The organism is Chitinophaga sancti, from assembly GCF_034087045.1.
Classification (GTDB): domain Bacteria; phylum Bacteroidota; class Bacteroidia; order Chitinophagales; family Chitinophagaceae; genus Chitinophaga; species Chitinophaga sancti_B.
The window spans coordinates 7,880,850-7,895,296 of the sequence record NZ_CP139247.1; the positions used below are offsets into that span (position 1 = coordinate 7,880,850).

At 43.9% G+C, this 14,447-nt stretch carries 8 protein-coding genes; 3 read left to right on the forward strand and 5 right to left on the reverse strand.

Translation table 11 applies throughout. From position 1 onward, the window contains the following. Nucleotides 1-14: 14 nt before the first annotated feature. Together SIO70_RS31565 and SIO70_RS31570 are read left to right on the forward strand one after the other, a co-directional pair. Nucleotides 15-770: an SDR family NAD(P)-dependent oxidoreductase gene (locus tag SIO70_RS31565; RefSeq protein WP_320577665.1), complete on the forward strand. Its 756-nt coding sequence runs from the start codon at nt 15-17 to the stop codon at nt 768-770. A gap of 228 nt (nt 771-998) precedes the next feature. Continuing rightward, nucleotides 999-1,145, forward strand: coding sequence for a hypothetical protein (locus SIO70_RS31570; RefSeq protein WP_158286615.1), 147 nt, complete (start codon nt 999-1,001; stop codon nt 1,143-1,145). A gap of 48 nt (nt 1,146-1,193) precedes the next feature. Here SIO70_RS31570 and SIO70_RS31575 read toward each other — a convergent pair whose 3' ends face one another. The 5 genes from SIO70_RS31575 to ruvA form a co-directional block, all read right to left on the reverse strand. Continuing rightward, nucleotides 1,194-2,375 (reverse strand): sialidase family protein, encoded by a 1,182-nt coding sequence (locus tag SIO70_RS31575; protein WP_320577667.1) that lies wholly within the window; start codon nt 2,373-2,375, stop codon nt 1,194-1,196. Next, a complete protein-coding gene (locus SIO70_RS31580; RefSeq protein ID WP_320577668.1) occupies nt 2,375-4,636 on the reverse strand; it encodes a TonB-dependent receptor in 2,262 nt (753 codons plus the stop codon). The genes SIO70_RS31575 and SIO70_RS31580 overlap by 1 nt, the downstream gene beginning before the upstream one ends. A 72-nt stretch (nt 4,637-4,708) precedes the next feature. Beyond that, nucleotides 4,709-5,071, reverse strand: a complete 363-nt coding sequence (locus tag SIO70_RS31585; RefSeq protein WP_320577669.1) for a hypothetical protein — start codon at nt 5,069-5,071, stop codon at nt 4,709-4,711. 121 nt (nt 5,072-5,192) lie between these two features. Further along, on the reverse strand, nt 5,193-12,425 hold the full coding sequence (gene sprA / locus SIO70_RS31590; protein WP_320577670.1) for a cell surface protein SprA: 7,233 nt from the start codon (nt 12,423-12,425) through the stop codon (nt 5,193-5,195). Nucleotides 12,426-12,692: 267 nt separating this feature from the next. Next, nucleotides 12,693-13,235, reverse strand: coding sequence for a Holliday junction branch migration protein RuvA (gene ruvA, locus SIO70_RS31595; RefSeq protein ID WP_320577672.1), 543 nt, complete (start codon nt 13,233-13,235; stop codon nt 12,693-12,695). Between the two features lie 184 nt (nt 13,236-13,419). On the opposite strand from ruvA, the gene SIO70_RS31600 reads away from it, so the two are divergent. After that, entirely contained in the window at nt 13,420-14,418 is a 999-nt protein-coding gene (locus tag SIO70_RS31600; protein ID WP_083725600.1) for a beta-ketoacyl-ACP synthase III, read from the forward strand. Nucleotides 14,419-14,447: the final 29 nt, after the last annotated feature.

Sequence of the window (14,447 nt, forward strand, 5' to 3'; positions counted from 1 at the left end):
TAATCATTTTTGACATGGGGAAAGTACTTATTACCGGTGCCACTGCCGGGTTTGGAGAAGCATGTGCGAGGAAGTTTGCAGCTAACGGTTATGACCTTATCATCACAGGTAGAAGACAGGAAAGGTTAACTGCTTTGCAGCAGGACCTGGAAAAAGCGAATGGCATTAAGGTGCTGCCGTTGACTTTTGATGTGCGGGATGAAAAAGCGGTGAGCAGTGCATTGGAGCAAATCCCTGATTCATGGAAAGCGATAGACATCCTCATCAACAATGCGGGGTTAGCGTTAGGATTATCTACAATCGATGAAGGTAGTTTGTCTGATTGGGATACGATGATCGATACGAATGTGAAGGGATTACTGTATGTATCCAGGGTAGTGATTCCATGGCTGAAAGCCCGTAAGAAAGGACATATTATCAACCTGGGGTCTACAGCGGCTAAAACTGTGTATGCAAAAGGGAATGTATACTGTGCTACCAAAGCTGCGGTAGATGCGATTTCGCAGGGTATGCGCATTGATCTGCTGCCTTACTTTATCAAAGTAACAGCCATACATCCGGGTGCTGCGGAAACAGAGTTTTCAGTAGTACGGTTCAAGGGTGATGCCGGCAAAGCGGATGATGTATACAAAGGATTTACACCCTTGAGTGCAGAAGATGTGGCTGACACCATCTATTACTGTGCTACCCTACCTGCGCATGTGTGTATCAATGATTTAGTAATCACATGTACCCAGCAGGCAAACGCTATCTACACTTATAAAGAGTAAAAAGTTATAATATAACACATAGATGTTATTTCATTAGCAGATTTTTCTATATATATTTGAGACAGCTTACTTTTTGTCTATAAATGAATGTGGTATAATGATGGCAGACAAGGGGTTAAATGATGGTATGACGAACTACCATTATAGAGGAATGTGATACCTAACTATCTATGAGCTTTAAGAGTTTATTAATAATGCTAACTATCTATCCTAAAAAACCATATCCCTATGCTTACATTTGCAACACTGTATTTGTTGCGTCTCTACTATCCGAGATGGAAAGCAGAATGGCGCTTCTACTCCGACAGATCTAAAAGAAATAACTACGGTCGCTGGGCTACCCGCCAGGACTGGGCAGGTGCTTTTAGTTACTGAGAAAAAGAAATCAAAAGGTGTACCAACAATGGTACACCTTTTTGGGTTTTATAGACTTATCCATTTATAACATACACTTCCTTTTTTCGTATACGCCACTAACACTGTTTGCGCATCCACTGCTTTTACTACCGGAAATGTCACATATAAACTATCACTCGTTAGTGTACCTGATTTCATCACACTACCATCTCCTTTGCGTACCTGATATCCTACCCTGCTATTAAATTCCTTTCCCACCTTCACCGGCTCATCCCACACAATTACCAACTTATCATCGCCTACTGCGGTTATCTGCGGATGCTTTGCCATCGGTGTTACACTTACGGTATCTCTCTGTGAATAGGTCTTTCCTTCATCTGTAGAATGACAATAATACACCCCCTGGCCACCCCCCATTGTAAACCATACACAATGCAGACCAAAACTATTCGCTGCCATCGCAGGCCCTGTGTGTGGACATCCCCGCACTACCCAGTTATCAGCACTGATCCTTACAGGTGCAGAAAAAGTAGCACCTTTATCCACAGATAATAAATGCACCATATCACGAATAGAATCACTGATGATATCCCTGAATGCTACATGTAAATATCCTTTTGGATCTGCATATAAATCAGTACGACAACATTGACACGCTGTCTCTGCAATGGCATGCTCTCCTTTGAAACCTTCATGTCCAATGGTCTTTGCAAAGTATAAGGTAGAACCTTCTGCATTGATATCTTTCCTGTTATCAAGCCAGATAGCACCGGCTTGTCCATCAGGTAATAAAGCCATATCAAAATAACGCTGGTCATAACTGCTCGTATCTGTCACCAGCTGTTGCGGTGTAGACCATGTATTACCTGCGTCCAATGAATGTGTATAGAATACCCTGCCTGCCCATTGATTGCGCGGATCATGCTGTTCTACACCATACATGGCAATGATCTCGCCATCTGGTTTAAACAACAGCTTCGGCATATTCTCGGCATGCGGCAGTACATTGTTTGCAACTGGTATTGCATGCGGTGTGGAAAAGGTATCACCCTGCTGTATAGCATAATACATCGTACCTGTATCTGCACCCGGCTGTGCTTCTATCCAACTGATGACTTTCTTACCATCTGCTGTTTCTGATATAAATGCACAGGATGCATCTCCATGCGAGAGTGTGTATTCTTTATCTTTGCCTGGATGGCAGGCCGATAAAAGGCCTGCCAATATGATCCACAATGTATTTTTCATTATTTAAATATATAAGCCACCCCAAAATCAAATGTTCTCTTCTGTCCAGGATAATAACTGGTACTATAAGCTGTCTTCTCCGCAGTCGTTGCATAAACCACATCTGCTGCATTGCGGCAATTGATCCAGCATTCAAAGCTCTTCCATGCATAACCTGTGCGAATGTTTAACAGATCATACCCATTGTATATTTTGGTATTCTTTGGATCCATGAAATATTTACTGATGTGCTGCCACTCCGCGCCAAGCCTGAAACCTTTGAAAAATGCAGGTTTGAATGTCACTTCACAATTTGTGATCACATGCGGCGCACCATTCATCTGATTGCCGGCGTAAGACACGCCTTTCTCTGTGTAATTATTGAAGAAGTGATCTGCATACTGACCACTTACACGCAGTTGTATAGAGGTAACCGGTGCATAACGCACATTCCATTCTACACCTCTGTGTGTAGTATGACCTGCATTCTGATTTAAGTAAGTACCATCTGACTGACGCACGCTCACGATTTCATTGGTGCCTTTCATTTCATATACACTCACATCCACATATCCTTTATCCTTTGCAAATCCCAGCCAGCCGCCAACTTCATAGTTATTGTAAGTAGCAGGTTTCAGTGTAGGTACTTTCACACCTGTATATAATTCTGTGATATTCGGAGGTGCAAACCCTACACTATAATTCGCATACACCCCACGACTATGCCCCAGATCATAAGTCAAACCTAACTTAGGTGTAAATGCATTGAAGTTGTTTTTTTCACTGGCGGCACCGGTATAGGAAGTAGCAGATAAATGGTTTTCGAAATTGTAATCCATCCGGTCATAACGTACTGCTGCGACCAGTTTCAGACCATGTGCCAGCGACATAGTTCCTTGTACATAAGCAGCTGTGTTCAGCAATTTTACATTGTAATTGGTCAGCACTGAATCAGTACGTGTGTAATGTATATAATAACCTGCAGCATTTTTATCTACATCAATATAGTTTGCAATGTAACCCGCAGGACTATAATCCATACTCACCCCAGCAATGATACTTGCATCCTGCCACGCGAATTCTTTCTTATGCTGCACTATTAATCCATAACTTTTAAAACTATCATTATTGATCTGCCCTGATGCTTTCAATGCATCTGTTTTGGAATCTGTGATATAATAAAATGGATTTTGTTTGATACTGCTGCTTCTGAAGAAGGCAGTAAATGTAGTATGGTTCAAATCATTCCAGTCATGTTCTACCGTGCTCCTGTAGCGGAATGCATTCACCTTTCTGTATGAGAATGTCTGGAAGTTGGTATAGTTCTTACCAAAAAAATGAGCACTGTCCAAACCACCTATCTGGTCAGTATAATAATCTATTAATGTAGCTGAGTTGATCCATTTGGTATGCTCACTGATCTGGTAATCTCCTCTTAATGTAAATGCGAATTTATGATAGTCACTATGGTCCATGTAACCATGGCTCTGGTTTGCATAATACCCACCCATGGTTAAACCTACCTTATTAAAAGTATTAGACACATTGAAATCCGCACGCTTGTAACCCCTGTCTGTTATCTCTGCCTGTACCCGTCCGGTTGGATTTAATGAAGGTGCTGCTGTGATGAAGTTCACCGCGCCTCCTACCGCTTCACTACCATACAGGGAAGAAGCAGGACCCCGTACCACTTCTATCGTACGCAATGCCGCCATATTGATTTCAATTAACGCATTGTGATTAAAATCGCCGGTAGTGCGGATGGGAATACCATCTTCAAGATAAAGGAATAAACTCTTGTAACCGATCGGTTGGCGGATGGCCATTGTGTGCTGTTCATTTTGCAACGGTACCATGTACACACCACTCACTTTGTTCAATAGCTGATCGAGTGTAGTTGCTTTTGTATCGCGCATTTCCTGTGTAGAGATCCTGCTGATAGCAATGGGTGCATCTGTACGTAATTGTTTATCTCTGCTGCTGGTCACTACAAATTCATTGAGACTGGCAGGAGAAGGATGTAAGGAAATGATGCCAGCCGGCAATGCGATCTTTTGTGATTGGTAACCTACATAAGATACCTGTACGGTATCGCCGGAATTACCGGTAATGGTATATCTACCCTGTGCATCGGTTTTACAACCTTTGCTATGATGTAATAACTGAATATTTACGCCAGACAATACTTCGCCTGTTTGTGCATCGATCACGCTGCCCTGTACCTGAGCATACGAATGTAAGGACAATAGCACTCCTGCTATTATCGCTAATAGATATTTCATGTAAAAGATAAAGTCAATAGTTATCAATTGAGCAGTCTTTGCTCATTCATTAAGAAAGTAAAATGGAGGAGATTAAGCTTGTGGGGGGCGGAAGGTATCAGATAAAGGAGTATATGGTACAGAGCTCTGATAATATGCGATGAGAGGTGAGGATGGGGCGTAAGAACGGAAGTCGTACGAATAGAGATCATCGATATACGACACCTCGTATTTTTCTTTTCCAGCTGTGCCATTGTTCTGTTGCTGCTGGTCCCGTTCCAGTTGTTTTTTCAGCTGACATTTACCATTACAGTGCATTTCAGGTTTGTCCTTGTTTTCGCACAGTACGCTGGCAATGTAGTCCTGGTTGACCTTATATTCAAGCATAATCAGGTACTGGCTACAGTTCTGCAGCAGTAATCCTGTTAAGAGCGCTATGAATAAAAAGTATCTCACGGGGCAAAAGTAGGCAAAATATTCACTTTTATTTATGACTTAACGCATAAAAAAAAAGCTTATGCCGTAAGACATAAGCTTTTTTTTAAGTGGCCGGTGGCCGGCTTAACAAAATTACTGGTTATTGCGCCAGCATAAATCGTAGTGTCAATCCCCCTCTCGTGCTTACTATCGGGTACGCCGTAGAGATCACCGGTATGGTCTGCCTTCGGTCATAGAAGAACCGTAAGTTCAACCTATTATTCACCACATAATCTATCGACGGCGCTATTCCTATCACCTTCTGCCCACTGGTAGGTATCACCAGGTCCGCATCCAGTTTATTATTCACCGTCTTATCATCACGCAAACTCAAATCCAACCTGAAGTTCATATCATTCGATACCTTCTTACCCGTCTGTTCCCCCAGGAACTTAAACTTCACATTCCTGATACGATAGCTACCACCCATCGTGATCTCAGTAGAGCGCAGTTCGGTCAATTGATAATCGATCAGGCTCAAACTCAGTGAACGGCTCTTCTTAAATTCCACACGCAGGTTCAGGCTGCTGGTAAATGTCATATCCAATCCGATCAATGGTGCAAACTGCTCTGTCATGGTCAGGTTCGGTACCAGGAAGTAAGGAATGTAGTTGCCAGACACTGTATCAATGAATCCCGGATAACCTGCCAGTCTTGGATCTTCATACAACAATGCAGAGTTGTAAGAACTCATGCTCAGTGAACCTACATATGCATGTGTGATAGAGAAGTTCGTAAAGTAGTTCTTGAACGGATCTAACTTAGCCAGACCATTGTAAGTTACCCGCCAGTTTGGACGAGGTATATAATTACTAAATGGATTACTACGCACATTCGCAGGACCACCATTCTTCAACAATCCAATCTTTTCAGGATCCTTACCGGTGTATGCTGCAAGGAAGGCCGGAATCAACACATCCTGTGCATAACGGCTATAACCATAACGATACTCAGGATCCTTTGTATTGTACGTGGGTGTACCTGGTATGCTATTATAAGGATTAGATGACGCCAACCGGTTAGAGATCGTCTTACGATAACGTTCAAAGTCCTGGAAAGTGGTCGTTGTTCCTGTCTCTGAATCTATCTTACCAAACATCGTCTTCACAGCTACATAAGAGATCTCAAATCCTCCCGCATCATATGGGGTGAGATGTTGATATCCTGCAGAATCCATGTTCTTAAACAGCTCCGTATGCGTTTTTGTAAATGACTTGGTCAGACTCAGATCTATACGCCAGTCGTTATATGGTTCCAGCTGTGCCTGCACCTGCAGTCGCTGTGTGAACTGCTGCTGGAATTGTACGTTGAAGGTGGTATCTGGTGTGATCAAGCCTTTTTTCGCAAAGTCATCCAACCAGGCTTTTGTAGGTTGCTGTCCGGTCACAAATCCTAAGCCCGGTGTAAAGTGAGCCCAGTTCATACCCAATGCCTTAGTACTATCTATATAACCCGGCAACTTCGTACCACTGTTTTCTGAGTAATCCACATTGATGCGTTTCAACATCAACAGTGGTTTCATCACTGCTTTCAGAATTGGGGATATCTCTACATCAGCATTGGCTGGTGCTGCAGGCTGATTCTTGCCTGGTGGTTGCTTACTATTATTATTGTTCTGCGGTCGCTTCGTCGACGATGAACTAAACTGCCGGAGGAACTTAGACCGGTTATACAGATCAGAGAATTTGAACTCTGCCATCACAGTTTTGTTCTGTGTATTCTCGATGGCATTACCCAGGTATTTAGCGAGTAATGAAGCACCCGTCCAGCGATAGTCAAAGCTATAACCCAATGCTACATTCGTCCAGCTGGTCAGTGGCAGTTTGGCTGTAGGCAGTGTATAAGTGATGTTTGCAGAATGATAGTAGTTCGTCGTTCTTCCCAGTTTAAAGAAGTTACGCCACATGGTATCTTTCTTTGCTGCAGTGTTCAACCTGCCTGTCGGCTCATCGATACGTGCGTTGTTCACCGCGTTGAAGTCAAGACTGATACTCCTGGTCAGGTCCCATTTCACGCCATAATACCTGTCGAACGTGAAGTACTTGTTATAGGTTTCCGGCAACTTAAACGTACCATCACCACCTACGTTTCGGATACGTGTGGCACCAAACTGTCTCGTGATGTCTGCCCTGAAACTAAGCAGAGAAGGTACATAGTTGAAGTTAAAGTCTTTCACCAGATCCAGCCATTTCGTTTTCGTTTTGAAGAGTTTTTTGAACGGCGTCACATATTTTGGCTGACCGGTAAAGGTATATCCTAAGCCACCTCTGTGCTTGGTGAGCACGTCATTTTCAATGATCGGTGAGTGGGCCAATGACTGAGAGAAGGAATAACTGATGTCGAAATTTTCCAGATCCCACAGGTGAAATTTCTTTCTATTCGGGTTCACCCTGCGGATGTTGGTAAAGTTCAGACTCTTGATAGAGGTAAAGGTTTCTGCAGCCTTGCGGATGGAGTCACGCTCATAGTCAGACCTCGCCATACGCAACTTATCTTTCAGCTTGATATCGAGGTCATACGGATCATATTCCGGACGGCTCACGGCTCTTGAGTAACCCGCATATACAGGAATTACCAGCCCCATTTTCTTTGGTAAGAGTTTCCCTAAGTCAAGGTTTGCGGCTGCATCGTATTGTGTATAGTTATCCCTGAAGCGTTCGTTCACACGTTGATCCAGGTTACCAAATCCAGCAGTATGCATATTACCTGAAACCGTGACAGTACCCAGGTCTGCCAGTTGCAGATCCAGTCTTCCCATACCTGCATAACCACCTTTTTCATCCAGCCCTGTCAATCGCAATTCATTGAACCAAACCTCACCACTCTTCTTCAATCCATTATCCTTTGGATTCGTTACACCCAACAGGATGGTACGTACATCACCCAAATTCGGATTCCCGATTACGCTCATATAATTCGTACCATCAGACTCTGTATATTTCACCAGTGCATTACAGCTGGCACAATTATTACGACGCAATTTCAGATCGGTCAGTTTGCTCAGGAGGATGTCCATATCATTCACTTCCGGCCAGATATTAGTTGGGTTATTTGGCTGATCCCAGGTAGACACTTTCAATGGCACCTCGTACTCGTAATAGTTTTCAACGAAGTCACTACCGATCCTCACAATTGCTCTCAGCTCGCCATCTTTCAGTGAGTTCTGATCTTCTATTGCTTCAGCATGCAGGTACATTTGTAAGTGCTTATACTGACGCAGGTCCATACCCAGGTTCTTTGTTACACCACGGCTATCGCCATCTTCCAAACCTGTGAGCTGTAATGACATGGATTGTTCATTCAGCTGTAAAGTGGTATTGTTGGTACTCACGGTATTCTGCCGTGTTACACCAGGAGGCAGTACATAATTGATAGGCTTACGTGAAGAGTTCTCTTCGATGTTTACGGCTGTCAGGTTGAACGAAGTGTTCCCATCATTTGGAACAGGATCACCTGCCTGCAGTTTATAATTGTACTGACGCCATTGGTTACGCACCAGTTGCAGTTTACCAAAACGTACTACAACAGAGTCCTGGAAGTTAGTGAGGAACATACGCATAAAGCGGATGGACTTGAAGTCAGGAATAGCACCTACTTTCTTATCATATTTATCAATCGGCACTTTGAACTGGTACCAGGTTTCAGTCGTCTTTCTACCATCTGCCAGTGTTACATCTGCCTGAATCTTATCCACAATGTTGTTGGTACCTACTGTCATGTTTGGACGCAGGTTCACTCTATACTGGAAGTATTCTTCTGTTTCATTCAGCGTGTTATCCCTGTTCAGATCTTCTGTTTCAGGAATGTTTGTCGCTGCCATGGAGTAAGTAGAATTCGTAGATACAGGTGAGTTACCTTCAGGGTTGCTGTATCTTTTGTAACGGATCAGGATGTTGCCGCTATCATAATCACGGTAGTGTTTGTAGTCATCGTTCGCAGCATCCTTCGCAGCCTGTTGGTAGATGACAGAAGAATTACCAAAGTTAGCCGCTAGCCTGGTCAGGTAATCTTTGTAGTATGTTTGTTCATAACCACTTTCCAGACCATCATAACCAACGTCCTGGTATTTACGGATGGCAGGGTCATTGTCGAATGCCTGGGTGATCTGCTGCTGGAATTTAGGTTGACGTCCCCATTCAGTAGAGTCAACTTTGTCCAGGCCAGTAGTAGGATCCGGCATACCATTCTCGAAGAATTTATGAGAGTCCTTCAGTACGTCTTCAGATATATTACCGAGGTTGAAATACAACTGACCTCCGGTACTATTCGTATTATCAATGAAAGGGTCCTGTATCCAGAATTCGATAAACTCTACGTTGCTGGTTTCAAAGTCACTGTTGTCCAGTGCACGCATGATACCACCCCATTTCTTCTGAGGATCTCTCAGTTTACCATTTGCATCCACACTATCCCTTCCTGCAGTAAAGTTGTAAGGACCTCTTTCTGTAGGATAATAGGCTAAGTCAAGGGTACTTAACTGTGCCTGACCGAAATCGGTGGACTTGTTCGGGAATATTTCCTGCTGGTACACCAAACGGGTACGATGATCAGACTGCACTGTTTTATTAATACCATCAGGCAAACCAGATGAATTCGGGATCTGCAGCGTAGGTTCGATAATGTACCAGGCTAATTTTGCCCTGTTCGCACCATACCGGAGCTGGTTATTCGCCTCTGATTCCGGGAACAAAGTAACACCGCTGCTATCAGTTGCCTGGGAAGGGGTAGATGCCAGTGCCCAGCTGGTAGCCGGATACTTCAGGTCATAACCACTCTGTGAGCCTTCAAAGTCATCGATGTATACCTGTCCCTGACTACTACCTGCTGCATTTACCAGTTTGCTGTGGCCTGGGAATAACTTGGCCACCTCACCTGTGAACATAATGTTGGAAGGTGTGGTACTATTAAAGTTCGGCAGTTTATTCAGGAGGCGTGTCAGTGCTTTGGAAGGAGAATTATAGTTCACATCGAAGCCGACCACCGTGTTCTTGATCGGGTCTTCTCCGTAGTTTACCTTCTGGTAGTAGGGTCGCTCACTCATACGCGCGATGGTAGAACCTATACTCAGTTTGTCATTCACCACATAGTCGAAACGGGTACCAAAGTAGTTACGCACCTGTGTTCCAAAAGAAGCATTGTTTTCAAACTGTACATTGATCGCCTGCCCGGAAGCCAGCACACCTGAGTTCACGATCTTGATACGACCCAGGTTATAATCAATGATATAGTCAACGTTTTCACGGAGCAACTGTCCACCCGCAGTTACAGTTACCGAACCCTGCGGAATGTTGTAACCACCTAACTGAATTTCGGAAGAGTTACTGGATTTATAAGTACCCTTCAGGAGATAGCGGTTCAATTGCGGGAACTGCTGTGCAACAACCTTGATGGAGTCATACAACACCTTGAACATATATTGTTTCTCCAATGCCGCACTCCCCCCAAAGGCTTTCTGGATACCCTGTGCAAAAGGTTCCAGTTGTGGGAACATCACACGTCCTGTATTGGAGTTGATGGTATATCCTTCCACATAGTCAAACACGCCATCCGGTTGCGGGTCATTCTGGTTATTCAATCTATCCAGGTTCAGTACAGAGATCAATGGCGCACCAGCCCACTGCCCTGTCGCATCCGGCAGGTAGCGTTTATCGCTGGGTGTACGTGTTTCAGTACCTGGATCTTTATAATAAATATCCAGACTAAAATCAGCCTTATTGATCTGGTAAGCACCTGTAGAGTAGATGTTTTTCATCATCAGGTCCCAGATAGGAAGATTGGGTCTGGCGGAGGTTGCTTTCAGGAGTTTGAGGAAGAGGATCTTCTGGTTCGCACTGTTATTCTGATCTGGCGGCACATCCTGAGAGAACTCACCCACCTGGTATACACGGCCATTGTAAGTATATTGATAAGCGACTGCCAGTACTTCATCGGCTTGTAACTGTTGGTTAAGGGAGATGAAACCCAGTTGTCGGTTCAGGGTATATTCTGAGGAATCCAGTTTACGGGCAAAGGTCTTTTCATATTCCTGCACCCCCAGTAATCCCATGGATTGTAACCGGCTTACCACCGTTCCTGTATACCGGCTGGCGGCATCAGAGATCACATTGGAGTAGAGGTTGTTCGTTCCATTCGCTGGCAGATGCGCCCCGGGAGTTACTGTAACCGTCTGATTATAAGGAGCATATTCAGCTAAGTCCATCAAACCGACGATGTCGCGGGTATTGGTAGTGGCACCCGTTTTATTGGTTACCCATACTTCAATACGGTTGATATACGACAGTGATTTGATCACCGGCAGGTTGCTCATGCTGTAGTTAAATGTATCGCGGAAGAACTGGCTGAGCAGGAAGTGCCGGTTATCTTCATACTCGTCTGCCCTGATCGTAAAATCCTGTACCTGTGTACCACCTTTGATGAGGAGGTTTTGCTTCTGGGATTTCTGATTAGAGAGTACGGAGGTGACGGTGAGTCGGCCAAACTGCAACTGGGTTTTAATACCAAACAGTGATTGCACCCCTGAAATGAGGGTGCTGCGGAGTGGAAAGCTCACGTTACCGGCTTCTATCTTCTTGATGATCTCATCGTCGTAGCCGGTATATTCCAGTTTGATCTGGTTTTCAAAATCAAAGGTGGATTGCGTGTTATAGTTAGTAGTAATTTTCAGTTTATCGCCGATCTTCCCCGTCAGGTTCATATTGATGTTCATATCAAAATCGAAACCGCCGGTTTTCCTGGCTTGTTCGGTGAGTACCGGGTTTTTGATATTCTGCCCCTGGTAACCGAAGGTCAGTTCGAGGCTACCCTGAGGGCGGATATCCACTTTACTACCTCCAAAGATCCTGTCAAACAGTTTACTGCCTTTATACAATTCGGGTCCTGAATTCTTCTGATTCAGTGAGCCCAGCGTGCTGGCTCTTTTCTGCCAGTAATCCTGCTCACTTTTCTGCGCCTGTAACCTGTTGAATTCTTCGAAGCTGATGAGAGTGGGGTTGCGGTAATAGTGGTCACCTATCTTTTCTGATATCGTATATTCTTTGGTAACAGGGTCATAATCAACTGACTGTGAGATATTCTTAGGATCTTTGAGATCCATTTCATTGCGTACAGGATCAGTAATACGGGTGCCGAATCTGTCTTTGATGGGGAATTTAAGGGTATCCCGTTTGACAGTATCTTTCACCGTAGTATCCTTACCAATAGTATCTTTTGGTTGCCAGTGTTGTTTATAAATATCGCTGCTATAACCCGAACGATTCCTTGCTGCAGTATTAACAATAAAAAAGGAAGCGACTCCTATTACTGCTATAGCACCATAATTTGTCTTCCTTGACAAGAGAAATAGGTTTTAATAGAGGTCAGGGTAAAAGTATACAGACCTGTAACTCCCCTAATAACCCATCTTATTGAAAATGAAGGGTTACTATGGTCATTTCAGATCTGACATAGTGGTTTTGCTTTCAGTACCGTACAGTCTTTTCCTTCCAGAATTTGCAATAGTGGTCCTGCTCAGTACTGATTTCATAGCGCAGACGGGCCAACTTTACCTGGCTGCCGGCAGCTATAACTAAAAATAAAAATCCAGCTTTAATAGGTGCTACGCTTACAGACTTTTTAACGACTTTTTGATCAGTCCTTCTAAATCCTGCAATTGTGGTTCTGCTTTCAGTACCTTGTTTATAGCCTGTTCTGCTACATTACGGGCTATTCCCAACGTGACTAATGCATTTAACGCATCTTCCTGCATTGTATTGTTTACAGTAACAGATATTTGATGGCCAATGTCTTTTTGTTTTTTGATCTTATCTTTTAACTCAAGGATGACCCTTTGAGCTGTTTTAGCGCCGATTCCTTTAATGCTCTCCAACATCTTCGCATTTTCCATAGCGATAGCACGTTGAATATCTTCTGGTTGTAAGGAAGATAACATCATCCGGGCGGTGTTGGCACCAATGCCTGACACGCTTATCAGCAACAGGAATATCTGGCGCTCCGCATCGTCGAAAAAGCCATATAATGTGTGGGCATCCTCTTTTATATGGAGATATGTCAGCAATTTACAACCGTCCAGACCCTGTATGCGGGAGTACGTATTTAAACTGATCTGAACTTCATATCCTACCCCCTGAACATCTAAATGTACCATGGCAGGGGATTTATAGGACAGTTTTCCGTTTAGGTAAGCAATCATACAGGATTATTCAGGATTCTAATTTGTTGGCAAACCTAAGGATTTTTGGGAAGATGGGAGACGGGTATTTTAGCTTATAAGTTACATTTCCAAATTCTTATGTATTTTTACGGCCTGTTAAAACATCTATTTTATTAATATGAACAAAATAACGGCCGCTATTACTGCGGTAGGTGGGTATGTACCGGATTACGTTCTCTCTAACAAAGAGCTGGAGAAGCTGGTTGATACTACTGATGAATGGATCATCACCCGTACAGGAATTACAGAAAGAAGAATTCTGAAAGGCGAGGGGAAAGGAACTTCTGAGTTATGCGTACCTGTAGCGCTGGAAATATGCCGTAAAAGGGGGATCACACCTGCTGATATTGACCTCATTATTGTTGCTACTGTCACTCCCGACATGGTATTCCCTGCCACAGCGAATATCGTAGCCGACAAGATCGGTGCAAAGAATGCCTTCGGGTTCGACATCGCTGCAGCCTGCTCCGGTTTCCTCTATGCACTGGATACAGGTGCCCGTTTCATAGAAAGTGGACGTTATAAGAAAGTAATGGTGATCGGTGCTGACAAAATGAGTTCCATCATTGACTATACTGACCGTACTACCTGCATCATCTTTGGTGATGGCGGCGCTGGTGTGCTGCTGGAAGCTAACGAAGAAGGTTATGGCCTGATAGACAGCGTGCTGAAAAGCGATGGCCATGGCCGTGAATACCTGCACATGAAAGCAGGTGGTTCTGCTAAGCCTGCTTCTATCGAAACCGTTACTAACCGCGAACACTATGTGTACCAGGAAGGTAAAATGGTATTCAAATATGCTGTAGCCAACATGGCAGACGCTGCTGCTGAAATCATGGATCGTAATAACCTGACCTCCAATGATATTGCATGGCTGGTACCGCACCAGGCCAATAAGCGCATCATCGATGCTACTGCTCACCGCATGGGTTTGCCAGAAGAAAAAGTGATGATGAATATTCAGCGTTATGGTAATACTACCGCAGGTACGTTGCCACTATGTCTCTGGGACTATGAGAAACAACTGAAGAAAGGAGATAACCTCGTATTAGCTGCATTTGGTGGTGGATTCACCTGGGGTGCAACCTATCTGAAGTGGGCGTACGATACTAAATAATAAATTTCGATTTTAAAAGCCGGCCGCTG

What these genes read in the sequence shown, in the direction of transcription:
- SIO70_RS31565 (WP_320577665.1), top strand. Translation starts at nt 15, where the DNA reads ATGGGGAAAGTACTTATTACCGGTGCCACTGCCGGGTTTGGAGAAGCA.
- SIO70_RS31570 (WP_158286615.1), top strand. Translation starts at nt 999, where the DNA reads ATGCTTACATTTGCAACACTGTATTTGTTGCGTCTCTACTATCCGAGA.
- SIO70_RS31575 (WP_320577667.1), bottom strand. Translation starts at nt 2,375, where the DNA reads ATGAAAAATACATTGTGGATCATATTGGCAGGCCTTTTATCGGCCTGC.
- SIO70_RS31580 (WP_320577668.1), bottom strand. Translation starts at nt 4,636, where the DNA reads ATGAAATATCTATTAGCGATAATAGCAGGAGTGCTATTGTCCTTACAT.
- ruvA (WP_320577672.1), bottom strand. Translation starts at nt 13,235, where the DNA reads ATGGTACATTTAGATGTTCAGGGGGTAGGATATGAAGTTCAGATCAGT.
- SIO70_RS31600 (WP_083725600.1), top strand. Translation starts at nt 13,420, where the DNA reads ATGAACAAAATAACGGCCGCTATTACTGCGGTAGGTGGGTATGTACCG.